A 25,489-nucleotide genomic window follows, 5' to 3' on the forward strand; every position below is an offset into this window, starting at 1 on the left:
GGAAAGAATTCAAAATGGCAATCGTTGAAGTTAAAGTCCCCCAGCTGTCCGAATCCATCACTGAAGCCACCATGCTGACCTGGAAGAAAAAGGTCGGCGAGGCAGTGGCCATCGATGAAATCCTCATCGAAATCGAAACTGACAAGGTCGTGCTGGAAGTGCCCGCTCCTTCGGCTGGCGTGATCACCGAAATCTTGCAAGGCGACGGCGCAACCGTGGCTGCCGAGCAAGTGATCGCCAAGATCGACTCCGAAGCCGTCGCCGGTGCCGCTGCTCCTGCTGCCGCCCCCGCTGCTGCTGCGACTCCTGCTGCTGCCCCCGTGGCCGCTGCTCCTGCCGGCGCCGACAAGAGCGGTGTGGCCATGCCTGCTGCTGCCAAGATCCTGGCCGACAACAACCTGTCCGCTGCCAACGTGGCTGGCACAGGCAAGGACGGTCGCGTGACCAAGGGTGACGCTCTGGGTGCCATCAAGGCCGGCGCAGCCATCCCCACCGGCGCTCCCAAGGCAGCTCTGCCTCAGGTGGCAGCTCCCGTGACCAAGGAGAACCTGGGCGACCGTCCCGAGCAGCGCGTGCCCATGACACGTCTGCGCGCCCGTATTGCCGAGCGTCTGCTGCAATCCCAGGCGACCAATGCCATCCTGACCACGTTCAACGAAGTGAACATGGCTCCTGTGATGGAACTGCGCAAGAAGTTCCAGGACCAGTTCACCAAGGAACATGGCGTGAAGCTGGGCTTCATGTCCTTCTTCGTCAAGGCTGCAGTGCATGCCCTGAAGAAGTTCCCCGCAGTGAACGCCTCCATTGACGGCAACGATATCGTCTACCACGGCTACTTCGACATCGGTATCGCTGTGAGCTCGCCTCGCGGCCTGGTGGTGCCCATCCTGCGCAATGCAGACCAGATGAGCTTCGCCGACATCGAAAAGAAGATTGTCGAATTCGGTCAGAAGGCCAAGGAAGGCAAGCTGGGCATTGAAGAAATGACCGGCGGTACCTTCTCCATCTCCAATGGCGGCACCTTCGGCTCGATGATGTCCACCCCCATCATCAACCCCCCTCAATCCGCCATTCTGGGCGTGCACGCCACCAAGGATCGCGCCGTGGTCGAGAACGGTCAGATCGTGATCCGTCCCATGAACTACCTGGCCATGTCCTATGACCACCGCATCATCGACGGCCGCGAAGCCGTGCTGAGCCTGGTGGCCATGAAGGACGCGCTGGAAGATCCTTCTCGCCTCCTGTTTGATCTGTAATTCAGCAGATCGAGCTTCTACAAAGCCCACCACCAAAAGCGGTGGGCTTTTTTCGAGTTAAACAGAGAAAAGATTCAAATCATGAGCAAGCAATTTGACGTCGTCGTGATCGGCGCAGGCCCCGGCGGCTACATCGCTGCCATCCGCGCGGCACAACTGGGTTTCAACGTCGCCTGTATCGACGAGTGGAAGAACGCCGCTGGCGGCGCTGCTCCTGGTGGCACCTGCACCAACGTGGGCTGCATTCCCTCCAAGGCGCTGCTGCAGTCTTCCGAGCATTTCGAGCATGCCAAGCTGCACTTTGCCGACCATGGCATCTCCACCGGCAAGGTCGAGATGGACGTGGCCAAGATGATCGCCCGCAAGGAAGCGATCGTGAAGCAGAACAACGACGGCATCCTGTACCTGTTCAAGAAGAACAAGGTCACCTTCTTCCATGGCCGCGGCTCCTTCGTCAAGGCTGTCGAAGGCGGCTACGAAATCAAGGTTGCCGGCAAGGAAGAGGAAGTCATCACCGGCAAGCAGATCGTGGTGGCCACTGGCTCCAACGCCCGTGCTCTGCCCGGCGTGGCTTTCGACGAAGAGAACATCCTGTCCAACGACGGCGCCCTGAGCCTGGGCAAGGCTCCCAAGAAGCTGGGCCTGATCGGAGCCGGTGTGATCGGCCTGGAAATGGGCTCGGTCTGGCGCCGTCTGGGCACGGAAGTGACCGTGCTCGAAGGCATGGACAAGTTCCTGCCCGTGGTCGACGAGCAGATCGCCAAGGAAGCCAAGAAGGCGTTCGACAAGCAAGGTCTGAAGATCGAGCTGGGCGTGAAGATCGGTGAAGTCAAGTCCGGCAAGAAGGGTGTGACCGTTGCCTACACCAATGCCAAGGGCGAAGCCCAGACGCTGGAAGTGGACAAGCTGATCGTCTCGATCGGCCGTACTGCCAACACCATCGGCCTGAACGCCGAAGCTGTGGGCCTGGCCCTGGACGAGCGCGGCGCCATCGTGGTGGACGATCTGTGCAAGACCAATCTGCCCGGCGTGTGGGCTGTGGGCGATGTGGTGCGCGGCCCCATGCTGGCGCACAAGGCTGAGGAAGAAGCCGTGGCCGTGGCCGAGCGCATTGCCGGCCAGCACGGCCATGTGAACTTCGCCACCCTGCCTTCGGTGATCTACACCAGCCCCGAAGTGGCATGGGTGGGCCGCACCGAGCAGCAGCTCAAGGCTGAAGGCGTCAAGTACAAGGCGGGTTCCTTCCCCTTCCTGGCCAACGGCCGCGCGCGCGCACTGGGTGACACGACCGGCATGGTCAAGTTCCTGGCCGATGCCGAGACTGACGAGATCCTGGGCGTGCACATGGTGGGTCCCATGGTGTCCGAGCTGATTTCCGAAGCCGTGGTGGCCATGGAGTTCAAGGCATCGAGCGAAGACATCGCTCGTATCTGCCACGCTCACCCCTCGCTGTCCGAATCCACCAAGGAAGCGGCTCTGGCTGTGGACAAGCGCACCCTGAACTTCTAAGTTTTTTTCAGTCTTGCGCGCAGGTTTTGACATGGCTGTGAAGTGCCCGCGCGCAGGCTGAGTTTCTTTTAGAATTCAGAACAAAATGGCTGCTAACGCTTAGTGCATAAGCGGTAGCAGCTATTGTTTTTTGAGCATCTGGAGACAAGACGGTGAATGTAAGACAAGCCTACGAGGCGGAGCTGGCCGCCAAGGGTTTCAAAAGCGATCCCGCGCAGTTGCGTGCAGTCGATGCGTTGCAGCGCTGCGCTGACGAGTGGGCCGCGTACAAGGGCAAGCGCTCCAATGCTCTCAAGAAGCTGATCAATCACCCCGATCTGCCCAAGGGCGTCTATATGTACGGCGGGGTGGGGCGCGGCAAGAGCTTTCTGATGGAGTGCTTCTTCAACGCCGTGCCCCTCAAGCGCAAGGTGCGTCTGCACTTTCACGAATTCATGCGCGAAGTGCACCGCGAGATGCATCTCATGCAAGGCACGCAGAATCCGCTCGATGCCCTCGGCGCCAAGATCGCCAAGAAGTACAAGCTGATCTGTTTTGACGAGTTTCATGTCGCCGACATCACCGACGCCATGATTCTCTACAAGCTGCTCGAGTCGCTGTTTGCCAACGGCGTGGGCTTTGTGACGACCTCCAACTTCGAGCCAGACGGGCTCTATCCCGGTGGTTTGCACCGCGACCGGATCCTGCCTGCGATTGCCTTGCTCAAGGAGCGCATGGAAGTGGTGAATGTGGACAACGGCACTGACTATCGCCGCCGCACTCTCGAAGATGCCAAGCTCTATCACTGCCCGCTGGGTCCGGAGGCCGATGCCGCGATGCAGGAGACCTTCGATCGCCTGGCCGAAGCCCATGACGAAGAACCGGTGATGCAGATCGAGACCCGCAAGATTGCGGCCAAGCGCCGAGCCGGCGGCGTCGTGTGGTTTGACTTTCGCGAACTCTGTGGTGGCCCTCGCTCGCAGAACGACTATCTTGAAATTGCTACGCAGTTTCACACCATCTTGTTGTCCGATGTGCCCGAGCTGCATGTGAACATGGCTTCGGCCGCGCGGCGCTTCACGCTGCTGGTGGACGTGCTCTACGATCGCCATGTCAAGCTCATTGTGTCGGCAGCCGTGCCGCCCGAGAAGATCTATACCGAAGGTCCTCTGTCCCACGAGTTCCCGCGCACCGTCTCGCGCCTCAACGAGATGCGCTCCAAGGAATATCTGGCGCTTGAGCGCCGAGTGGTCGACACCAGCTTGACCTGATCGCCTGCGGGCAGCTGCCTGCGGCTTTAAGATGCCAGCCTGTACTTCGAGTTCTGAGTTGATGACGATGCCCACTATCCTTGCCCAGCTGATCCGCCGCCGTATTGCAGGCTTTGCACTGGCACCTCTGGCCGCCGTCTGGCTGGCTTGCGCGCCTGCCATGGCCCAGGTAAAGGCGGATTCGGCGCAGCAGAGCGACAAGCAGGCGCAGAAGGAGGTTGCCGACAAGGCGCGCCAGCATCTGCTCCAGCAGCGCGAAGCCGAGCGCGACGAGATTCTCAGCAAGCGCGCCGTCATCGAGCAGCAGCGTGTGGCTGATGAAAAACTCTGCTATCAGAAGTTTGCCGTGGAAGGCTGTCTGGCCGATGCCCGCAAGGCGGCACGTGAAAAAGATGCGCCACTGCGCGCGCGCGAGCTGGAAATCAACGATGCGGAGCGCAAGGAAAAGGCGGCGGCCAAGCTGCAGGCCATCGAAGAGAAAAAGGCCGAAAATGCTGCCGTGCCCATGAAGTCGCAGCAACGCGAGAAGAACGGCAAGAGCTTGCCGCAGCCCACTGGCCCGGGTGCCAAACCTGCGGTTGACGAGCAGGCGGCGCAGGCCCAGCGCCAGACCGAGGCCCAGCAGCGTGCCAGCAAGCAGGCCGACTATGTGCGCCGTCACGAGCAAAACCGTGCCCAGGCCGATCAGGGGCGGGCCGAGCGTGAAGCCAAGGCCCGGGCAGATCATGAGGCCAAGCTGAAGGCTGCAGCCGAGCACAAAGCCAGGGCTATGCAGCAGGCCAAGGAGCGCGGTCAGACTGCAGCGCCGCTGCCAGCGCCTGCTCCCTGATGCATTCGAGGATCGATAGTGCTCAACAGCAGGGTGCTATCGAAAGCATTGCTGCAAGCGCGCGTTTCCAAGGCGTTTGAAGATGTCTTGTCTGGACTGATAACTCTTCAGGCGCTTGCTGCTGCGGCTGAGGTATCCAGCTTGAGTATTGCCAGCGAGAGGTTGTCACCACCTCCAGCCGCGCGCCGCCTGGCTTTTTCAATCAGAAATTGAGAGGCTTCGCGTGGCGACAGGCCGTCGAGCACAGTGCCCAGCTCCTGCGCGGTGAAGTAATGCCACAGGCCGTCCGAGCAGGCCATCAGGCTGTCGCCTGGCAGCAGTTTCTCAATCATGTGGTGGCTCATGGGCGGCGGTGGCTCGGCACCCAGGCATCCCAGCAAGATATTGGACTGTGGGTGGTACTGAGCCTCGGCTTCGGTAAGCTCGCCGCGGTCGACCAGTGCCTGTACATAGGAATGATCGAGCGTGCGGTGCACTAGGGCGGCGCCGCGAAAATGGTAGAGCCGTGAATCGCCGGAGTGCATGAAGTGGCAGCGATTGTCGGGCAGCACCACGAAGACCGCGATGGTGCTGTGGGGCTCCTGTTCCGCTGCTATGGCGGTAAGGCGAATGACGGTGTGGGCATCTTGCACAATGGTGCGCAGCATGCGTGTGCAGTCTTCCTTGGCGGGCTCAAAGCGCTCGAAAAGCTGACGGGCCGTCAGCATGACCTGGTCAGATGCCTTTCTCCCGCCGCTGCGCCCGCCCATGCCATCGGCTACCACGCCGAGAATGCAGCCCTTGGCATAGGGGTGCGCCATGAGCAGAACCTGGTCCTGCTGGTATTCTCGGTCACCGCGATGGATGCCGGTGGCCGCCTGAATGCGGTAGCTGGATGACATGAGTATGTGCGAGTGCGCTCGCAGAGCGATATTTAACGTTGCGTTACATTTTATCGACCGGAGGCTGGGCTTCGGCGAATATTTGCGATCTTATGTGAGCTTGGGCTGACTTGGCTTGTTGGAAGGTGAAACGGTTTTGACTCATTTGCAGGAGGCGGTCGCGCAGGTGTTTGCGCAGCAAGGTGCGCTCTCGCTGGCTGAGCCCGCATTCACGCCGCGCCCAGGCCAGACCCGCATGGCGTTGGCGGTGGCTCAGGCCATAGAGGAGGGCGGGGTGCTGGTGGTGGAGGCAGGCACGGGTGTTGGCAAGACCTACGCTTATCTGGTGCCTGCCTTGCTCAGCGGCCAGCGCGTGCTGGTGTCTACGGCCACCAAGGCGCTGCAGGACCAGTTGTTTGCCCGTGATCTTCCGCGCCTGGTTCATGGCCTGGGCCTGCCACTTCGCATGGCCAGGCTCAAGGGGCGCTCTTCCTATCTATGTCTGGAGCGGCTGGAGCGTGTGCGCCAGGGCCGCACGGCTCCCCAGGATCCGCAGGTGCTGCGCGCCGTGGCGGATGTGGAGCGCTGGGCCAGGGTCACGCGTACCGGTGATCTTGCCGAGCTGACGGCGCTGGATGAGCGCTCCCCTGTGATGCCCTTGGTGAGCTCCACCAAGGACAATTGCTTGGGGTCTGATTGCCCGCACTGGCAGGACTGCCATGTCAATCAGGCGCGTCAGCAGGCGTTGGAGGCCGACGTGGTGGTGGTCAACCATCACCTGCTGTTTGCCGATCTGGATGTGCGCGACAGCGGCATGGCCCATCTTTTGCCCAACACTGGCGTGGTGGTGATCGATGAAGCCCATCAGCTCAACGACATCGGCGTGCAGTTTGCAGGCGAGGCTCTTTCCAGTCAGCAGTTGGTGGGGTACGCACGTGATGCCCTTCGGCTGACGCAGGAGCATGCACGCGGCATGGCCGACTGGCTGGTGCTCTGTGCCACGCTGGAGCAGGCCATGCGTGAGCTGCGCCTGCAGGCAGGCAAGCCTCCGGTCGGAGGGCGGCTTGCGTGGCAAGCAGTGACCCCGCAGGGACTGGACGCGGTGAAATGGCGTGCGGCACTGGTGCGGCTGGGGCAGAGCCTGCGTGCCCTGTTGATTCCACTCTCAAGCCTGGGGGGGGCAGGGGCCGAGTTGCTGCGTCTGTATGAGCGCGGCGCAGAGTTGCTCGCGCGACTGGCACGCTTTGCTGCACCTGCAGATGATGAATGCGTGCGCTGGCTGGAGGTCGGTGCGCAGTATCTGCGCATGCTGGAGTCTCCGCTGTCGATTGCCCGCATCATGCAGCAGCGGCTGCTTCAGCGCTCGCTGGAGGATGCCGGCTCGGATGAGGGCGGGGAGGTCGATCCTTCAAGGAAGAAGGCCTGGGTTTTCACCTCGGCCACATTGGGCAATGACGCCCAGCTGAGCTGGTTTGTCGAATCCTGCGGCCTGCGCGGCGCACAGGTGCTACAGGTGGAAAGCCCGTTTGACTACCATCGGCAAGCCGGTGTTTATGTGCCTCAGCCCTTTGCTGCGGCAGGCAGCGCGCAGCACAGCCAGCAGGTCGCCCAACTGGTGCTGGATGCAGCGCAGCGCATAGGCGGGCGCACCCTGGTGCTCACTACCACCCTCAAGGCCCTGCATGCGATCAGCGCATCGCTGCGCACCAGCCTGGGCCTGTTTGCAGATCTGGATGTGCTGGTACAGGGCGAGGCACCCAAGCTGGCCTTGATCCAGCGCTTTATGGCCGCCGGGGCAGTCGCTGGGCGAGGAGCTGTTCTGGTGGCTTCCGCCACTTTCTGGGAGGGGGTGGACCTGCCAGGCGACATGCTGCAGCTGGTGGTGATCGACAAGCTTCCGTTTCCGCCACCTGACGACCCCTTGGTCGAAGCCCGTTCGCGACTGCTGGAGAGCGTGGGGAGAGGGGCGTTTCATGATTACATGCTGCCCGAGGCGGCCCTGGCCCTCAAGCAAGGGGCCGGACGCCTGATCCGTAGTGAAGCCGATCGTGGCGTGCTGGTCATCTGCGACAGTCGCTTGATGACTATGGGCTATGGAGCGGAGTTGATGTCGGCGTTGCCTCCCATGCGCGTGCTGGGCAGTCAGCCGGAGTTCGAGGCGGCGCTGGAGCAGTTGACGGTGCAACACGTCAAACGTGACGGCGAGCAGACGCCGACGCAGGATTCAGAGGCGTAGAAATGAAAAAGGATGCGCTCGGCGCATCCTTTTGTCTCTTGGGTGGCAAACGCTGCTTACCAGAGCTTCCACCAGGATTCTTTTTTCTTCTCTACGTTTTGCTCGGCGTTGGCGCCATAGCTGCTGTCCAGCACGCGCTGGGCGTCGTCGCGCAGCTGAGTCATGCCCAGGGCGTCATAGGATTTGACGAGGATCACCATGGCTTCGCGCACCGAGGGCACGTTCTGGTAGTCCCTGATGGCAGTCTGCGCACGGGCAATGGCCGCCACATAGGCGCCTCGGCTGTAGTAATACCTGGCGACATGGACTTCGTACTGGGCCAGCGAGTTCACGATGTACTGCATGCGCTGGCGGGCATCATCGGAGTACTTGGAATCTGGAAAGCGGGTCACCAGTTCGCGGAAGGACTCAAACGAATCCTTGGCGGCTTTCTGGTCGCGCTCGGACAGATCCTGGCGGGTCAGCCAGCCAAACATGCCCAGGTTGTCATTGAAGTTGACCAGGCCCTTGAGGTAGAGGGCGTAGTCCATGGCGGGGCTGGCAGGGTGCAGCTTGGTGAAACGGTCCAGCGTGGCCAGAGCCTGCACTTTTTCGCCGCCCTTGTACTGGGCATAGGCTTTTTCCAGCTGGGCCTGCTGGGCCAGAGGTGTGCCGGCGGCACGACCTTCGAGCTTTTCAAACAGCGGCACGGCCTTGTCATAGGCACCCGAGGAAGATTCGTCGCGCGCCTCGGTATAGATGCGCTCGGGTGTCCACTTGGCCGTCGGGTCGTCCTTGGTGCTGGAGCATCCCGCCAGCGTGGCGGCGATTAACACGGCAGGGACTAGAGTCAGTGAAATACGCGGCATGGTGGACAGTTTTCTGACAATCATTAGCGGTAATAGGAGGCAGGCCCGTCGCATCTGGCGGCAAGGCGCAAAACCTACACCATACACCACCAGGCCTAGACCTTCCTGAAAAAGGATCGACGCATTGTAATGGGCCGCTGGATCGCGCCGGCGAGTTGCTGGCGTCTTTACGCTACGGCCAGAGCGAATCTAGAGGCATTGAGTCCGCAGGGACGAAGCGCTCTTCCTACAATAGCGGCCATGTTTGTCCATCTGCGCCTGCACACCGAATTCTCCGTCGTCGACGGAACCACCCGCGTCAATGCCATGATCAAGGCCGCTGCCGAAGATGGGCAGGTGGCGATGGCCATTACCGACTTCAACAATCTGTTTGGCGGCATCAAGTTCTACCGCGAAGGCCGTGGCAAGGGCGTCAAGCCTCTGCTGGGCGCCGAGATCGTGCTCGAAGGGCTGGGCGATGCGCCGCCTTCGCGGATCATCGTTCTTGTGCAGAGCAGGCAGGGCTACCACAATATTGCCGAGCTGCTGGCACGCGGCTGGACGCGCAATGTGGTGCGCGACCAGGCACAGCACAAATGGGAATGGTTGCAGGAGCTGGGCGAGGGCCTGATCGTGCTGTCCGGCGCGCAGGCCGGCCCCGTGGGCATTGCGCTGACGCGTGGCGACGAAAAAGGCGCGGCCGAGATCGCCCAGCGCCTGGCCACCATGTTCCCGCACCGCTTCTACATCGAGCTGCAGCGTGCGGGCCGCTCCGATGACGAGTCGCATGTGCTGGCGGCCGTGAAGCTGGCCAGCCGCTTGAATCTGCCGGTGGTCGCGACCCACCCGATCCAGTATGCCAAGCCCGACGATTACGAGGCCCACGAGGCCCGTGTCTGCATCGCCGAAGGCGAGATCCTGGGCAATGCCAAGCGGGTGCGCAAGTTCACGCGCGACCAGTATTTCAAGACCGCTGCCGAAATGGAGCAACTGTTTGCCGACATCCCGAGCGCGATCGAGAACACGGTGGAAATTGCCCGCCGCTGCAGCCTGACGCTGGAGCTGGGCAACCCGCAACTGCCCAACTTTCCCGTGCCCGATGGCATGACCATGGACGAGTTCTTCCGCCATGAGTCCTACCAGGGGCTGGAGGAGCGCCTGGTCCACCTCTATCCCGATGCGGCCAAGCGCGACGCCCAGCGTGCGCGCTATGTGGAGCGGCTGGAGTTCGAGCTGGGCACCATCATGAAGATGGGCTTTCCGGGCTACTTCCTCATCGTGTCGGACTTTATCAAGTGGGCCAAGGCCAATGGCTGCCCGGTGGGGCCGGGCCGTGGCTCGGGTGCCGGCTCGCTGGTGGCCTATGTGCTCAAGGTGACCGATCTCGACCCGCTGGAATACAACCTGCTGTTCGAGCGTTTCCTGAACCCCGAGCGCGTGTCCATGCCCGACTTTGACGTGGACTTCTGCCAGCAGAACCGCGATCGCGTGATCGACTATGTCAAGGACCGCTACGGCCGCGACGCCGTCAGCCAGATCGCCACCTTCGGCACCATGGCCGCGCGTGCGGCCATCCGCGACGTGGGCCGTGTGCTGGACATGAGCTACACCTTCTGCGACGGCATCTCCAAGCTGATTCCGAACAAGCCCGGCCTGCATGTCACGCTCAAGTACCCGCCCAATCCGCCCAAGGAAGGCGACAAATACACCTACGCCATCAAGGAAGAGCCGATTCTGGCCGAGCGCATCGAGCGCGAGGAGGACGTCAAGACCCTGATCGAGATGGCGCAGAGCCTGGAGGGCATGACGCGAAACATCGGCATGCACGCCGGCGGCGTGGTGATTGCGCCGGGCCGCCTGGCCGATTTCTGCCCGCTCTACCAGCAGCCAGGCAGTACCTCGGCCGTGGCCATGTACGACAAGGACGACGTGGAAGCCGTAGGCCTGGTGAAGTTCGACTTCTTGGGTCTGGCCACGCTGACGATCCTGGAGATCGCGCGCGAATTCATCATGAAGCGCCACAAGGGCCAGGAGAACTTCCAGTTCGAGAACATTCCGCTGGACGACTACCCGACCTACAAGCTGTTCTCCGACGGCAAGACCGAAGCAGTCTTCCAGTTTGAATCGCGCGGCATGCAGCAGATGCTCAAGGAGGCCAAGCCCTCGCGCCTGGAAGACCTGATCGCCCTGAACGCCCTCTACCGTCCCGGCCCCATGGACCTGATTCCCACCTTCATTGCCCGCAAGCACGGGCAGGAAGTCGTGGAGTACCCGCATCCGCTGGTCGAGTCGGTGCTGGCCGAAACCTACGGCATCATGGTCTATCAGGAGCAGGTGATGCAGACCGCCCAGGTGCTGGGCGGCTACTCGCTGGGCGGCGCCGACTTGCTGCGCCGGGCCATGGGCAAGAAAAAAGTCGAGGAGATGGTCAAGCACCGGGGCATCTTCCGCGAGGGTGCGGCCAAGAACGGACTGAGCGAGGAAAAGGCCGACGAGGTCTTCGACCTGATGGAGAAGTTCGCGGGCTACGGCTTCAACAAGTCGCACGCGGCAGCCTACTCCCTGCTGGCCTATCACACGGGCTGGCTCAAGGTGCACTACACGGCCGAGTTCTACTGCGGCAATATGACCGTGGAAATGGACAACACCGACAAGCTCAAGGTGTTGTACGAGGACGCGCTCAAGATGGGCATCACTTTCGAGATGCCCGATGTGAACCGCGGCGTGCACCGCTTCGAGCCGGTGACCGACAAGGTCATACGCTATGGCCTTGGAGCCATCAAGGGGACAGGGCAGGCCGCCATCGAAGCCATTGTGGCTGCGCGCAACGGCGAGGGCACAGGCCCCAACGGCCATGAGAAGGGGCCGTTCAAGAGCCTGTTCGACTTCTGCCTGCGTGTGGACCGCAGCCGCATCAACAAGCGGACGGTGGAAGCGCTGATCAAGGGCGGCGCCTTTGACACGATAGACATGAACCGCGCCTCGCTGATGGCGACGCTGGACACGGCCTTCGGCTTTGCTGCCACCTCGATTGCCAACGCCGACCAGGGTGGTCTGTTCGACATGATGGGCGATGACGCGCTGGGTTCGAGCACGGCGGAGCCGCCCATGGCCGATGTGCTGCCCTGGGGCGTCAAGGAAAAGCTGACGCTGGAAAAAACGGCCATCGGCTTCTATCTGACAGGCCATCTGTTCGACGAGGTCGAGTCCGAAGTGCGCCGTTTCGTGCGCACCCCGATCGGCGAGATGCGCGATAGCCGCGAGCCGCAGACCATGGCCGGCATCATCGGCGGTCTGCGCACCATCAACGGCCAGCGCGGCAAGCTCAGCATCTTCACGCTGGACGACAAATCGGCGGTGATCGAAGCTTCGGTCGACGAAAAAACCATGGCTGCTTGCGCCGAAGTGCTCAAGGAGGACGAGTTTGTCGTGGTTTCGGGTCGTCTCCAGCCCGACCGCTTCAGCGGCGGCCTGCGCATGAAGGTGCAGCAGATGTGGAGCCTGGCCGATGCACGCTGCCGTTTTGCGCGCTATCTGCAGGTCAGCGTCGGGGAGAAGATGCCCGATGTGCCGGCGCTGCTGCGCCAGTTCCCGGCCAAGGTCGAGGAAACCGAGAGCGGCAATATCAACCATGGTGTGAAAGTGCGCCTGGACCTGATCTGCCGCGACGAGCGCGGCTCGGCCAGCTGCGAGCTGGCGCTGGGCGAGAGCAGTCGCTTCTATCCCTCGGATGCCGCACTGGCCGCCTGGTATGGCTCGGCAGCTGCGGGTCAGGTCAAAGTGGTTTATGAATAGACAGCATGGCAGCCCTTGCAAGCTGCCTGCACTCGAATGTCGGATAAGAGCCTGATTTTTTGATAGCGCAGGGCGCTTGCTGGGTAAGGGATTTCCATGGATTTCCCTTGGTTTTGCCAAATTTGATTCCAGCCGCCTTGAAATCCCTAACAATGCTATGCATATGCCAGCGCAAAAACATTGCAACGGCTCGCTAGAATGGATTTCATGGCTACCCAACTCCCATCAATTCCCCCGGTCTCGCCAGCGATCAGAACGCCTGACGATGGAGATTCCTTGGTGCTTGAAAGGCGCCGCCAGCGGCTGCAGCCGCCACGCATGTATCAGGTGGTGATGCTCAACGACGACTTCACGCCCATGGAGTTCGTGATTGCCGTGCTGCAGGAGCTGTTCGGCAAGGACCGAGAATCGGCCACGCAGATCATGCTCAAGATTCATTTGGACGGCCGTGGCGTCTGCGGCGTCTACAGCCAGGATGTGGCGGCGACAAAAGTCGAGCAGGTACTGCAGGCGGCCCAGAAAGCGGGCCATCCGTTGCAGGCCACATTCGAGCCTGTTGAATAAGCGCAGTCCGCCCTCAGATTAGTTAGCAGAGAGTCAACCAAGCAAGCCGAAAGGAGTCGCACATGATCGCTCAAGAACTGGAAGTCAGCTTGCACATGGCGTTTGTCGAGGCCCGTCAGCAGCGCCACGAGTTCATCACCGTGGAGCATCTGCTGCTCGCCCTGCTGGACAACCCCAGTGCAGCTGAAGTGCTGCGCGCATGCGCGGCCAATATCGACGACCTGCGTTCATCGCTGTCCAACTTCATCAAGGACAACACACCGCAGGTGGACGGCACCGAAGAGGTGGATACGCAGCCCACGCTGGGATTCCAGCGTGTGATTCAGCGCGCCATCATGCATGTGCAGTCCACGGGCAATGGCAAGAAAGAGGTGACGGGCGCCAATGTGCTCGTGGCCATCTTCGGCGAAAAGGACTCGCATGCCGTGTACTACCTGCACCAGCAGGGCGTCACACGCCTGGACGTGGTCAACTACATCGCCCATGGGATCAAGAAGGGCGAGCCGCCCGAGCCCGCCAAGGCCGAATCTCCTTCGGAGAGCGAAGAAGGCGCGGCGGGCGAACGCAATGAAAAAGCATCGCCGCTGGAGCAGTTCACGCTGAACCTGAACCAGGCTGCCAAGGAAGGCAAGATCGATCCGCTGATCGGGCGCGAGTACGAGGTCGAGCGCACCATCCAGATCCTCTGCCGCCGCCGCAAGAACAACCCGCTGCTGGTGGGCGAGGCCGGTGTGGGCAAGACGGCCATTGCCGAGGGGCTGGCCTGGCGCATCACCGAAGGCACGGTGCCCGAGGTGCTCAAGGAAGGCGTGGTCTACTCGCTGGACATGGGCGCGTTGCTGGCCGGCACCAAGTACCGCGGCGATTTCGAGCAGCGCCTCAAGGGCGTGCTCAAGTCGCTCAAGGACAAGCCGCATGCCATCCTGTTCATTGACGAAATCCACACGCTGATCGGCGCCGGTGCGGCCTCGGGCGGCACGCTGGATGCGTCCAATCTGCTCAAGCCCGCGCTGTCCAGCGGACAGCTGCGCTGCATCGGTGCGACCACGTTCACGGAATACCGTGGCATCTTCGAAAAAGACGCGGCCCTGTCGCGCCGTTTCCAGAAGGTCGATGTGGTCGAGCCAACCGTGGCCGAGACCGTGGACATCCTCAAGGGCCTGAAGTCCCGCTTCGAGGAGCACCACAGCATCACCTATGCGCAGGAAGCCCTGCAGGCGGCGGCTGAGCTGTCGGCCAAGTACATCAATGACCGTCACCTGCCCGACAAGGCCATCGACGTGATCGACGAGGCCGGTGCTGCCCAGCGCATCGCACCCGAAGGTCAGCGCAAGCAGACCATCGGCAAGGCCGAGATCGAGGCCATCGTGGCCAAGATCGCCCGCATTCCGCCGGCCAACGTCAGCAACGACGACCGCAGCAAGCTGCAGACGCTGGAGCGTGACTTGAAGAGCGTGGTCTTCGGTCAGGACAAGGCGCTGGAAGTGCTGTCGTCTGCCGTGAAGATGGCGCGCTCGGGTCTGGGCAAGCCGGACAAGCCGATCGGCTCCTTCCTGTTCTCCGGCCCCACGGGCGTCGGCAAGACGGAAGCTGCCAAGCAGCTGGCCTATATCCTGGGCGTGGACCTGATCCGCTTCGACATGTCCGAGTACATGGAGCGTCATGCAGTCAGTCGCCTGATCGGCGCGCCTCCCGGCTATGTCGGCTTTGACCAGGGCGGTCTGCTGACCGAGGCCGTGACCAAGAAGCCGCATTCGGTGCTGCTGCTCGATGAAATCGAAAAAGCGCATCCGGACATCTTCAACGTGCTGCTGCAGGTCATGGATCACGGCACGCTGACCGACAACAACGGACGCAAGGCCGACTTCCGCAACGTGATCATCATCATGACCACGAATGCGGGTGCCGAGACCATGAACAAGGCCACCATCGGTTTCACGAACCCGCGTGAGGCCGGTGATGAAATGGGCGATATCAAGCGCCTGTTCACGCCCGAGTTCCGCAACCGTCTGGATGCCATCGTCAGCTTCAAGCCGCTGGACGAGCAGATCATTCTGCGCGTGGTCGACAAGTTCCTGCTGCAGCTGGAGCAGCAACTGGCCGAGAAGAAGGTGGACGTCACCTTCAGCGACGAGCTGCGCAAGCATCTGGCCAAGAAGGGCTTCGATCCGCTCATGGGTGCGCGCCCCATGCAGCGCCTGATCCAGGACACCATCCGCCGCTCGCTGGCCGATGAGCTGCTGTTCGGTCGCCTGACCAACGGCGGACGCCTGGAGGTGGACTGGGACGAAGCGGGCAACGAAGGCAAGGGTGATGTCAAGCTCACCATTACCGAGTTGCCCAAGGATGCCCCCAAGGCCGAGCCCGAGCAGGCAGTGGCCGACTAAGGCCTTCGCCAGCGCCCGTATGCGGTGCTGAAACAAGAGACCGGCAGTGGCGACGCTGCCGGTTTTTTATTGCCTGCCTGGCCTGTATTTGCTCTCTTTATGAGAGCTTTTATCGCTTGTTTGGCAAGCAATTCAGGTGCTTTTATGCTTGAGTACTTCTGGTGGCGGGCGAAGTCAGCTATGAATGATGATTCGCTCATCAGGTTCTATGGACTGCATCCTGGCGGATGCAGCAGCTGCCAATGCGGTCGTTTCGGTGCTTGTAGCCAGAATGGGCGCAAGCTTTGGCGGAATGTTTTGTCCTGCGGACGACGATCAGATCGCGCACGCGAAGGAGCCGCACCGCAATGCCGGGGGCAGAGCTGCCTGATCAATCGCGCAGGTACAGAAGCAGCATGAAGACCGGCGTGCCGATCAGAACGCCAATGATGCAGAACAAGGGGCCGTAAACAAGCAGGCTTATTTCCAGGGTGCGTATGCATCCCGAGATGCCCTCATGCAGGCAGCTGACCCCGTCGGGCGGCAGAAAGATGCTGTGAAACGGCAGAAAAAGCGCCGCCACGGCCAGGCTGGCAAGCAGTGCCAGAAAGGCGGAGAGAATAAGTCGGCCCAGGGTTTTCATGATGTGCATCTCCCAAGCAACTATAGATGGTGGAGCCATGAATGCCGGGTTGCGGCGAGAAAACGGTACGGGAGCCTGCCTAGGGCTTGCCTGCCGTGCCGCGCGCGACCTGGCTGATGAGGCTGAGTGCAGCGACGATGATGCCCTTGGTCAGCGGCAGCAAGGCAAAGAACAGAAAAAAGAGGTGATTGGCCTGCCACAGCGGCAGGGTGCGCAGATGCTCAAGCACGCGCTGGCCATGCCCGCCAGCCACTATGAAGGCAATGGCTGCGGCGATCAAGGTCAGAAACAGGAGAGCTGCAGCCCTGGCTGCCCCTGGCGCGCGCTGAAAGGCGATGGTCAGGGGGCGGATCAGGCAGCAGCCAAAGACCAGGGCGCAGAGAAAAGGCACCAGATGCACGGCTTCGCCCCCAAGCAGCCAGGGCAGGGCCGTCGCATAGGACAGAACCAGCAGGCCGAGGCCGGTGGTTCCGATGAGTCGGGGCTGCCGCTGCCGCTGTTGCTGCTGCTTCATGGACGCCTGCCGGTGCGCTGGGACGAGGCAGCGAAACTAATAAAAAAAGGAGCTGCTATCGGTTGCTGCATAACGATTTCAGATACTTTTGTATTTGAAAGGCAATGCTGAAAAGCGTAGGCAGCTATCAACATTGCTGTCAGGGTTTGATGCCGCTCACTTGACCTGGCGCTTTTCCAGCTTGCGCGCCAGCGTGCGCCGGTGCATGCCCAGGCGGCGTGCGGCCTCGGAGATGTTGAAGCCGGACTCGGCCAGGGTCTCGTGAATATGCTCCCATTCCAGCGTCTTGATGGAGGTGGTCTGGCTGCTGACCTCCACGTCGGTGCGGCCCTCGACCCGCCCGAAGGCGGCTTCGATATCGTCGGTATTCGAAGGCTTGGCCAGGTAGTGGCAGGCGCCGAGCTTGACGGCTTCCACGGCCGTGGCAATGCTGGCGTAGCCGGTGAGCACGACGATGAGCGCATCGGGGTTGTGCAGATGCAGCATCTGCACGCAGTTCAGGCCCGATGCATTGCCGGCCAGCTTCAGGTCCATGACCGCATATTGCGGCCGGTGCTGGGTCAGCAGCAGCTGCACTTCCTCGCCGCTGGTGGCATGCAGCACGCGGTAGCCCCGGCGCTCGAACGAGCGCTTGAGCGTGCGTGCAAATGCCGCGTCATCTTCAACCAGCAGCAGTAAACGGTCTTCTTGCATGCAAACAACAATGTCTTAAATCGCGAGAGCGGACTGGGGCAGGTTGACCTCCACCAGAGCGCCGCCGCCTTGCTGAGCCGGCAGATTGCCGGCGTGAACGCGGCCGCCAAGGGCGCGGGCCACGTTGGTCACCAGAAACAGGCCCAGGCCGCGACCGGGGCGCTCCTGTTTGGTGGAGACATGGCACTGGCCCAGTTGCTGCAGCACGGCGGCATCGAAGCCCGGGCCGTGGTCGCGCACCTGGATGCGGATCTGGTCGTGATCGCTGCTCAGGGTCAGCTCCACCCAGTCGGGCGAGGCTTCGAGGGCATTGTCCAGCAAATTGCAAATCATTTGCTGCAATGCAGTATCCGAGAGCATGGCGAAGTCCTTCACGCCCTGCTGGTGCAGCGCAAAGTGCCGCAGGCTGTTATGCGCCTGCCAGTGGCTGACCACGCCTTGCACAAAGCTGGCAAAGGTGGTGCTTTCCGTGCCTTCGGCCCGGGTCTCGCCGGCCGACAGCAGCACGCCCGAGACGATGGACTTGCAGCGCAGCAGCTGACGCTGCATTTCCTGCAGGTCCTCGCGCAGATCCTCGTCCTGCATGAGGGCCGGCATATGCTGCCAGTCGCCCAGGATCACGGACATGGTGGCCATGGGTGTGCCCAGCTCGTGGGCCGCGCCGGTGGCCAGCAGGCCCAGGCGCACGATGTGTTCTTCCTCGCTGGCGCGCTGGCGCATGTTGGAGATGCGTTTGTCGCGGCGGCGCGTGTTCTCGACGATGCGGGTCAGAAAGACGATGGTCAGGATGCTGGTCAGCGCAAAGCTGATGAGCACGCCCACGACGTAGAGGCTGGGCAGGCCTTCCTGACTGACGAACTGCACATGCAGGGGCTGGTGAAACAGGGTCAGGCCCAGGACTCCGACAAAGGAGGCCGCCACCACGCACCAGGTGTAATGAGCTGGCAGCAGCACGGCACTCAGAATGCCCTGCAGCAGATACAGATAGATAAAGGGGTTGCTGGCACCGCCGCTCAGGTACAGCTGAATGGTCAGGGCCAGCACATCGGCCAGCAACGCATAGAAGACGCTGCGCGAGGTCACGGGGCGGTGCAGGCCCTGGCTCCAGTAGATATAGGCCAGGTTGGTGGCCACCAGGGCTACCAGCACCAGTGCCATGGGCAGCAAGGGCAGGGCAATCTGAAAGCCGTAGTGCACCAGCGAGATGGTGACGACCTGGCCGACCACGGCAATCCAGCGCAGCTGAATCAGCAGCTGCATGTTCTGCCGCTCGGTCAGGCGCTGTACGCGAAACAGGGAATCGGAAATTTGGCTCACCGCGCAATTGTCACCGAGCGGGACTGCCACGGACGCCTCTGGGGCTATGCGTTCCTGATGTAGGCGCCGCCTTAAAGGGCAGAGAAAAAGCGCTCCGGGGAGCGCTTTTCAGAGATAGGCATCAGCTTTTGGCAACCGCCTTGTCGTGCCGGCGTACCAGCCAGGCCGCTCCGATCACCATGATGGCCAGCCCATACCAGGTAAGCGCATAGACCAGATGGCTGTTCGGGAAGCGGATCACCGTCATGCCGGGGCGAAGGACTTCGGTGCCGGCCTCTGCCCGGGCATAGGCCGGGTTGCTGGCGGGTACGCCCTGGTCTATGAAGTAGGGGGCGGGCCTGCTCAGGCCCTGGGCCTGGGCGATGGCGGTGACATCGCGCGAGTACCACTGGCCGTTGGCGGGATCGTTCTTGCGCAAAAAGCCGCCGCCTGGCTCGCTCATGCGCATCAGGCCGATGACGGTGACGGTCTCGGCGGACGGGCCGGCTTCGGCAATCTGCTTGAGCCACTGGCCGCGCAGCTTCTCGGGCGTGAAGCCGCGGTTGACCAGAACCTGCGTGCCATCGGCCAGTTGCAGCGGCGTCATGAGCCAGAAGCCCGCGCCGGCCTCGGTCAAGGCCTTGGCCAGCACGCTTTGCCTGTCCAGCCATTGGCCCTGCGCCTTGACGGGCAGGTACTCATGGCTGGCGGCATTGATCTGGGGCCATTGGCCGGGCTCGGGAACCGCTACGGGGGCACTGTGCACGCGCTGCTCCACGCGCTCGATGAGATCGAGCTTCCAGGCGCGGCGCTGCACCTGCCAGGTGCCCAGAGCCATGAACCCTAAAAACAAGGCGATGCCCACAAACGCGAGCATCGCCTTGGCGAAGGGGGAGCGCTGCCGCGCAGCGCTCTGGTTCTTCATCAGGTCAGTCAAGGTGTGACAGCTGCGGGAGCCGTGTGACCTGCGTGATCTGCATGGCCTGCGGCCTGGTGCAATTCATGACCGGGCATCATGTTGGTGTTCATGTGGAACATGACCCAAAGCGTGCCGGAGATCGCAATCGCCAGGAAGATCACCGTGAAGATGGTGGACAGCATGGTCCAGCCGCCCTGGATCTTGCCGTTCATGTGCAGGAAGTACACCATGTGCACGAGCACCTGGATCACCGCGAACAGACCCAGCACGGCCACGGCCGTGGTGCGGTCGGTGATGATGTTGTTCATGACCAGGTAGAAGGGGATGGCGGTCAGGATGACAGCCAGGATGAAGCCCTTCACATAGTCGCCCATGGTGACGTGCAGGTCGTCGTGATCGTGGTGATCGTCATGACCGGCGTGGATATCGTGTGCGCTCATTTACAGCACCCCCATCAGATACACAAAGGTGAACACACCGATCCAGACCACGTCCAAGAAGTGCCAGAACATGGACAGGCAGTTGATACGGCGCACGTTCTCGTTGATCAGGCCGTGCTTCTTGATCTGGATCATCAGGGTGATCAGCCAGACCAGACCGAAGGTCACGTGGATACCGTGGGTGCCCACCAGCGTGAAGAAGGACGACAGGAAGGCGCTGCTCTGAGGCGTTGCACCTTGATGGATCAGGTGGTGGAACTCATAGAGTTCCACGGCCAGGAAGGCTGCGCCCAGCAGGCCGGTGACGGCCAGCCACAGCAGCGTGCCGTTCACGTTCTTCTTCTGCTTTTGCAGCATGGCAAAGCCGAAGGTGATGGACGACATCAGCAGGAAGGCCGTGTTGACGGCGACCAGCGACAGATCGAACAGATCCTTGCCCGAGGGGCCGCCTGCATAGCTGCGGCCCAGCACGCCATAGGTGGCGAACAGTGCGGCAAAGATCAGGCAGTCGCTCATCAGGTAGAGCCAGAAGCCCAGCGAGGTGCCGTTTTCCGGATGGGGCTCGTGCGCGAGGTGGTACTCGCGAGTAGCCAGGGCGGCTGCGCCGCCAGCGTTGATATGTGTATTAGACATGGGCTGCTGCAAGCTGCTTGGTACGTGCTTCTTCCGTTGTGGCCACTTCGACCGCAGGGATGTAGTAGTCACGCTTGTAGTTGAAGGTATGAATGATCGAGGCCAGGATGGTCGCGGCGAACGAAGCGATCGTCAGAGGCCACATATGCCAGATCAGAGCAAAGCCCAGAACCGTGGACAGGCCGGCAATCACCACGCCGGCGCCGGTATTGGCGGGCATGTGGATGGGCTCGAAGCCGCTCAGCGGACGCTGATAGCCGTGCTTCTTCATGTCGGTCCAGGCGTCGATGTCGTGCACCACGGGGGTGAAGGCGAAGTTGTACTGGGGAGGGGGCGAGGAGGTGGCCCATTCCAGGGTACGGCCTTCCCATGGGTCGCCGGTCACGTCACGCAGTTCGTCGCGCTTCCAGATGGACACGGCCAGCTGGATGAAGAAGCAGCCGATACCGGCAGCGATCAGGGCAGCACCGCAGGCAGCGATGATGAACCAGATCTGCAGCGAGGGATCGTCAAAGTGGTTGGCACGGCGAGTCACGCCCATCAGACCCAGGATGTACAGGGGAGTGAAGGCAACCCAGAAGCCGACCAGCCAGAACCAGAACGAAGCCTTGCCCCAGAACTCGTTGAGTCGGAAGCCGAAAGCCTTGGGGAACCAGTAGTTGATACCGGCAAACACGGCAAACACCACGCCGCCGATGATCACGTTGTGGAAGTGGGCGATCAGGAACAGCGAGTTGTGCAGCACGAAGTCTGCGGGAGGCACGGCCAGCAGCACGCCGGTCATGCCGCCGATGGCGAAGGTGACCATGAAGCCCACCGTCCACAGCATGGGCACCGAGAAGCGGATGCGACCGCGGTACATGGTGAACAGCCAGTTGAAGATCTTCGCGCCCGTGGGGATGGAGATGATCATCGTGGTGATACCGAAGAAGGTATTCACGCTGGCACCCGAGCCCATGGTGAAGAAGTGGTGCAGCCACACCAGGTAGGACAGGATGGTGATACACACGGTGGCGTAAACCATCGAGGTGTAGCCGAACAGGCGCTTGCGGCTGAACGTTGCCACGATTTCGGAGAACACGCCGAAGCAGGGCAGGATCAGGATGTAGACCTCGGGGTGGCCCCAGATCCAGATCAGGTTCACGTACAGCATGGGGTTGCCGCCCAGCTCGTTCGTGAAGAAGTTGGTGCCGACGTAGCGGTCCAGCGACATCAGCACCAGGGCTGCGGTCAGCACGGGGAAGGAGGCCACGATCAGGGCGTTGGTGCACAGGGCAGTCCAGGTGAAGACGGGCATCTTCATCAGGTTCATGCCGGGAGCGCGCATCTTGATGATGGTCACGATCAGGTTGATACCTGACAAGGTCGTGCCCACACCGGCGACCTGCAGGCCCCAGATGTAGTAGTCAAGACCCGTGCTGCCGCTCTGGTGCCCCAGATTGGACAGGGCCAGCCAGCCGGAGGTGGAGAACTCGCCCAGGAACAGGGAGATCATGACCAGCACGGCGCCGCCGGTGGTCATCCAGAAGCTGAAGTTGTTCAGGAACGGGAAGGACACGTCACGTGCGCCGATCTGCAGAGGAACCAGGTAGTTCATCAGGCCGGTCACGAAGGGCATCGCCACGAAGAAGATCATGATCACGCCGTGGGCCGTGAAGATCTGGTCGTAGTGGTGAGGAGGCAGGTAGCCCATGTTGTCGCCAAAGGCCATGGACTGCTGCAGACGCATCATCACGGCATCGGCAAAGCCGCGCAGGAACATGACTAGACCGAGGATCATGTACATGATGCCGATCTTCTTGTGGTCGATGGAGGTGATCCAGTCGTTCCACAGCGGAGCCCAGAGGCGGAACTTGGTGATGCCGCCGACCACGACGAGGCCGCCAAGCACCACGGCAATAAAGGTCAAGAGCACGATGGGCTCATGCGTCATGGGAATCTGGTCCCATGTGATACGGCCCAACAGCCAGTGGGAGGCCGGGGTTGTTGTTTCAGACATGTTGAGTCTCTTCTGTCGTATTGGAGCGGCTGAGCGGTGAGCGCATCCGCACCGTGAACTACTTATTGCTGTGCGACAGCTCCGGAGGCGGCGACTTCGTCGAGCAGAGCGACAACGCGGTCAGCGTCTTTGGAAGTGCAGACATCCAGGGGTAGGGTCACGCTGGAGGTCTTGCTGTGGTGTGCAGGTGGCCTGCCGCCGGCGGCGTCGATGGCCATCATTTCGTTCATGCACATCTTGCCGTCTTCCACGCAGCGGTTGAGGACCTTGTGGTACAGGCCTTCGTCCACGCTGGCGAAGCGTTCAACGGGGTTGCGCTCGCTGGGCTTGGCCAGATCGATATAGGCATCGCGTGTCAGGGTCTTGCCTTCGGTCTTGGCCTTGGCAATCCACTGATCGAACTGCTCGTTTTCCAGGCCGTGGAACTTGAAGGTCATGCCCGCAAAACCAGCGCCGCTGTAGTGAGAGGACTTGCCGCCATAGACACCGGGCTTGTTGATCACGGCGTTCAGCTCGGTCTGCATGCCGGGCATGGTGTAGATCATGCCGGCCAGATCAGGAACGTAGAACGCGTTCATGGTGTGGGTGGAGGTCAGCTTGAAGTGAATGGGGCGATCCACCGGGGCAGCCACTTCGTTGACGGTGGCAATGCCTTGCTCAGGGTAGAAGAACAGCCATTTCCAGTCCAGCGACACGACCTGGATCTCCAGAGGCTTGACGTTGGGGTCCAGAGCCTTGGTCGAGGAGATGCGGTCCAGGGGACGATAGGGGTCGAGCTTGTGGGTGCTGATCCAGGTAATGGCGCCCAAAGCGATGATGATGAGCAGGGGAACCGTCCAGATCACCAGCTCCAGCGCAGTGGAGTGGTGCCATTCGGGGTCGTACTTGGCTTCGGTGTTGGACTGGCGGTATTTCCAGGCAAACAGCAGCGTCAAAAAGATGACGGGGACGATGATGAGCAACATCAGCAAAGTGGCCGTAATGACCAGGTCGCCTTGCTGCTTGGCGACATCGCCAGCTGGGTTGAGGACGACGGCCTTGCTGCAACCGGCGAGGGTTGCGGTCAAAGCGGCCGCTGAGAGCCACGCGGGCCCACGGATTTCCTTGATTTTTAACATGCTTTAGGCGTGACAAAGTCGCGCTTAGGTGTAAACGCGGATTACTGGATCTCGGCAAATGTAATACCAAACAGGGGCTTGTCCATTGGACATTTTGTCCAAGGTCAACAGCTCGGGATTGGAAATGCGCTATGCGACAAGGGTTTAGCCGCTTTGGCGTGTAGACAAACTTTGAGTTGACAGGGCTTGAAATTGTCAAATCAGCCCTCAGAAACGGGGCCCGCAGGTGGCTGGGCTGACAGTGTTCAGGGCAAAAACTCTATTGCAGCTGCACATGCTTGGGCGTAGAACGGAAAGCGTCCCCGGGACTGAAAAGTAAGACAAGGAGTTGTACCTTTATGACAAGCATGAACCCGTCCGTTGGTCTTACTCAGCAAGACTATGAGAACTCGGAAACCTTGGCCTATGCGGATACCGACGAGGATGTGACCCCCGGCGAGATTGCCGTGGGGGTGATCATCGGGCGCTCTTCCGAGTACTTTGACTTCTTCGTGTTCGGCATCGCCTGCGTGCTGGTGTTTCCCTCGCTGCTGTTTCCCTATCTATCCAAGCTCGACGGCACGCTGGCCGCGTTTGCCATCTTCTCGCTGGCCTTCGTGGCCCGCCCCGTGGGCACGGCGCTGTCCATGGCCGTGCAGCGGGCCTGGGGCCGTGCCACCAAGCTGACTCTGGCGCTGCTGCTGCTGGGCGTGTGCACGGTGGGCATGACCTTTTTGCCCAGCTATGAGACGGCCGGCATGAAGGCCGTCTGGGCGCTGGTGATCCTGCGCATCGGCCAGGGCCTGGCGCTGGGTGGTACCTGGGACGGCTTGCCTTCGCTGCTGGCAATGTCCGCGCCGCCGAACAAGCGCGGCTGGTACTCGATGATTGGTCAGCTCGGGGCGCCGCTGGGTTTCATCATTGCGGCAGCGCTGTTTGCCTTTCTGTACTCCAACCTGACGGCCGACGAGTTCATGAGCTATGGCTGGCGCTACCCCTTCTGCGTGGCCTTCGCCATCAACGTGGTGGCGCTGTTTGCCCGCCTGCGCCTGGTCGTGGGCCAGTCCTATACCCAGCTTCTGCAGGAACGCGAGCTGGAGCCCATCAGCGTGACCAGTCTCATGGCCAACGAAGGCCGCAATGTGATGATCGGGGCTTTTGCCGCGCTGGCCAGCTTTGCGCTGTTCCATCTGGTGACCGTGTTCCCGCTGTCCTGGATTTCCATGTATTCCGACCAGTCCATGACAGAAGTGCTGGTGGTGCAGATCATTGGCGCGCTGCTGGCAGGCGCGGCCATCATGCTCTCGGGCTGGCTGGCGGACCGTGTGGGTCGCCGCAACACCCTGGGCACCATGGCCTGCCTGATCGGCATCTTCAGCTTTCTGGCGCCCTGGCTGCTGGGCAGCGGCAGCACCGGCAACAATGTGTTCATCCTGGTGGGCTTTGTGCTGCTGGGTCTGTCCTACGGCCAGGCCTCGGGCACCGTGACCTCCAACTTCTCGTCGCGCTACCGTTACACCGGCGCGGCCCTGTCCACGGATATGGCCTGGCTCATCGGTGCGGCGTTTGCGCCTCTGGTGGCCCTGGGAGTCTCGGCAAAGTTCGGACTGGTGGCTCTGGGTATCTATCTGCTGTCGGGCGCCTTGTGCACGCTGGCTGCCCTGGGTATCAACCGTGCCATCGAGGCCCGCGATCAATAAGAAGGTTGCTCGCTTCTCTGCAAAACGCCCGGTGTTTGCATCGGGCGTTTTTCCTGATGCCGC

20 protein-coding genes are annotated in these 25,489 nt (G+C 61.5%); 9 read left to right on the forward strand and 11 right to left on the reverse strand.

Annotated elements, in window-relative coordinates; translation table 11 throughout:
- The first annotated feature begins 14 nt into the window (after positions 1–14).
- The 4 genes from odhB to DFO48_RS02525 all read left to right on the forward strand — a co-directional run bounded on the left by odhB (position 15) and on the right by DFO48_RS02525 (position 4,844).
- Positions 15–1,256, forward strand: a complete 1,242-nt coding sequence (odhB, locus tag DFO48_RS02510; protein ID WP_003079542.1) for a 2-oxoglutarate dehydrogenase complex dihydrolipoyllysine-residue succinyltransferase — start codon at positions 15–17, stop codon at positions 1,254–1,256.
- A gap of 81 nt (positions 1,257–1,337) precedes the next feature.
- Complete coding sequence (lpdA, locus tag DFO48_RS02515) at positions 1,338–2,765, forward strand: dihydrolipoyl dehydrogenase (RefSeq protein ID WP_034352346.1); 1,428 nt, start codon at positions 1,338–1,340, stop codon at positions 2,763–2,765.
- A 152-nt stretch (positions 2,766–2,917) separates the two neighbouring features.
- Positions 2,918–4,015 (forward strand): cell division protein ZapE, encoded by a 1,098-nt coding sequence (gene zapE, locus DFO48_RS02520; RefSeq protein WP_003079537.1) that lies wholly within the window; start codon positions 2,918–2,920, stop codon positions 4,013–4,015.
- Between the two features lie 67 nt (positions 4,016–4,082).
- A complete protein-coding gene (locus DFO48_RS02525; RefSeq protein ID WP_114862424.1) occupies positions 4,083–4,844 on the forward strand; it encodes a hypothetical protein in 762 nt (253 codons plus the stop codon).
- Positions 4,845–4,951: 107 nt separating this feature from the next.
- On the opposite strand, the gene DFO48_RS02530 is transcribed toward DFO48_RS02525, so the two are convergent.
- Positions 4,952–5,725: a PP2C family serine/threonine-protein phosphatase gene (locus tag DFO48_RS02530; RefSeq protein WP_003079534.1), complete on the reverse strand. Its 774-nt coding sequence runs from the start codon at positions 5,723–5,725 to the stop codon at positions 4,952–4,954.
- 136 nt (positions 5,726–5,861) lie between these two features.
- Between DFO48_RS02530 and DFO48_RS02535 the strand changes: the two genes are divergently transcribed.
- A complete protein-coding gene (locus tag DFO48_RS02535) occupies positions 5,862–7,940 on the forward strand; it encodes an ATP-dependent DNA helicase (protein ID WP_114862425.1) in 2,079 nt (692 codons plus the stop codon).
- A 56-nt stretch (positions 7,941–7,996) separates the two neighbouring features.
- Here the strand turns inward: DFO48_RS02535 and DFO48_RS02540 are convergent, their stop codons facing one another.
- Positions 7,997–8,788, reverse strand: coding sequence for an outer membrane protein assembly factor BamD (locus tag DFO48_RS02540; protein WP_114862692.1), 792 nt, complete (start codon positions 8,786–8,788; stop codon positions 7,997–7,999).
- A gap of 240 nt (positions 8,789–9,028) precedes the next feature.
- Between DFO48_RS02540 and dnaE the strand changes: the two genes are divergently transcribed.
- From dnaE to clpA, 3 genes are all read left to right on the forward strand, one after another.
- Positions 9,029–12,562, forward strand: coding sequence for a DNA polymerase III subunit alpha (gene dnaE / locus DFO48_RS02545; RefSeq protein ID WP_114862426.1), 3,534 nt, complete (start codon positions 9,029–9,031; stop codon positions 12,560–12,562).
- A gap of 198 nt (positions 12,563–12,760) precedes the next feature.
- On the forward strand, positions 12,761–13,126 hold the full coding sequence (gene clpS, locus DFO48_RS02550; protein ID WP_034349666.1) for an ATP-dependent Clp protease adapter ClpS: 366 nt from the start codon (positions 12,761–12,763) through the stop codon (positions 13,124–13,126).
- Between the two features lie 62 nt (positions 13,127–13,188).
- The gene (gene clpA / locus DFO48_RS02555; RefSeq protein ID WP_003079526.1) at positions 13,189–15,513 is read left to right on the forward strand and encodes an ATP-dependent Clp protease ATP-binding subunit ClpA; all 2,325 of its coding nucleotides are present in this window, start codon (positions 13,189–13,191) and stop codon (positions 15,511–15,513) included.
- A gap of 370 nt (positions 15,514–15,883) precedes the next feature.
- Here clpA and DFO48_RS02560 read toward each other — a convergent pair whose 3' ends face one another.
- The 9 genes from DFO48_RS02560 to cyoA all read right to left on the reverse strand — a co-directional run bounded on the left by DFO48_RS02560 (position 15,884) and on the right by cyoA (position 23,747).
- Positions 15,884–16,135: a hypothetical protein gene (locus DFO48_RS02560; protein ID WP_114862693.1), complete on the reverse strand. Its 252-nt coding sequence runs from the start codon at positions 16,133–16,135 to the stop codon at positions 15,884–15,886.
- Positions 16,136–16,214: 79 nt separating this feature from the next.
- On the reverse strand, positions 16,215–16,649 hold the full coding sequence (locus DFO48_RS02565) for a polymerase (protein WP_114862427.1): 435 nt from the start codon (positions 16,647–16,649) through the stop codon (positions 16,215–16,217).
- A gap of 156 nt (positions 16,650–16,805) precedes the next feature.
- The gene (locus tag DFO48_RS02570) at positions 16,806–17,342 is read right to left on the reverse strand and encodes a response regulator transcription factor (RefSeq protein WP_003079519.1); all 537 of its coding nucleotides are present in this window, start codon (positions 17,340–17,342) and stop codon (positions 16,806–16,808) included.
- 15 nt (positions 17,343–17,357) lie between these two features.
- The gene (locus DFO48_RS02575; protein ID WP_114862428.1) at positions 17,358–18,659 is read right to left on the reverse strand and encodes an ATP-binding protein; all 1,302 of its coding nucleotides are present in this window, start codon (positions 18,657–18,659) and stop codon (positions 17,358–17,360) included.
- A 121-nt stretch (positions 18,660–18,780) separates the two neighbouring features.
- On the reverse strand, positions 18,781–19,563 hold the full coding sequence (locus tag DFO48_RS02580) for an SURF1 family protein (RefSeq protein WP_114862429.1): 783 nt from the start codon (positions 19,561–19,563) through the stop codon (positions 18,781–18,783).
- An 8-nt stretch (positions 19,564–19,571) separates the two neighbouring features.
- Positions 19,572–19,997, reverse strand: coding sequence for a cytochrome o ubiquinol oxidase subunit IV (gene cyoD / locus DFO48_RS02585; RefSeq protein WP_114862430.1), 426 nt, complete (start codon positions 19,995–19,997; stop codon positions 19,572–19,574).
- Positions 19,998–20,630, reverse strand: coding sequence for a cytochrome o ubiquinol oxidase subunit III (gene cyoC / locus DFO48_RS02590; protein ID WP_003055501.1), 633 nt, complete (start codon positions 20,628–20,630; stop codon positions 19,998–20,000).
- Positions 20,623–22,629 (reverse strand): cytochrome o ubiquinol oxidase subunit I, encoded by a 2,007-nt coding sequence (gene cyoB, locus DFO48_RS02595; RefSeq protein WP_114862431.1) that lies wholly within the window; start codon positions 22,627–22,629, stop codon positions 20,623–20,625. The genes cyoC and cyoB overlap by 8 nt, the downstream gene beginning before the upstream one ends.
- A gap of 62 nt (positions 22,630–22,691) precedes the next feature.
- Positions 22,692–23,747, reverse strand: coding sequence for a ubiquinol oxidase subunit II (gene cyoA, locus DFO48_RS02600; RefSeq protein WP_034349657.1), 1,056 nt, complete (start codon positions 23,745–23,747; stop codon positions 22,692–22,694).
- A gap of 338 nt (positions 23,748–24,085) precedes the next feature.
- Between cyoA and DFO48_RS02605 the strand changes: the two genes are divergently transcribed.
- The gene (locus DFO48_RS02605; RefSeq protein ID WP_114862432.1) at positions 24,086–25,426 is read left to right on the forward strand and encodes an MFS transporter; all 1,341 of its coding nucleotides are present in this window, start codon (positions 24,086–24,088) and stop codon (positions 25,424–25,426) included.
- Positions 25,427–25,489 lie beyond the last annotated feature (63 nt).

The sequence above is a fragment of the Comamonas sp. AG1104 genome, assembly GCF_003350425.1.
In the GTDB taxonomy this organism is placed as follows: Bacteria; Pseudomonadota; Gammaproteobacteria; order Burkholderiales; family Burkholderiaceae_C; genus Comamonas; species Comamonas testosteroni.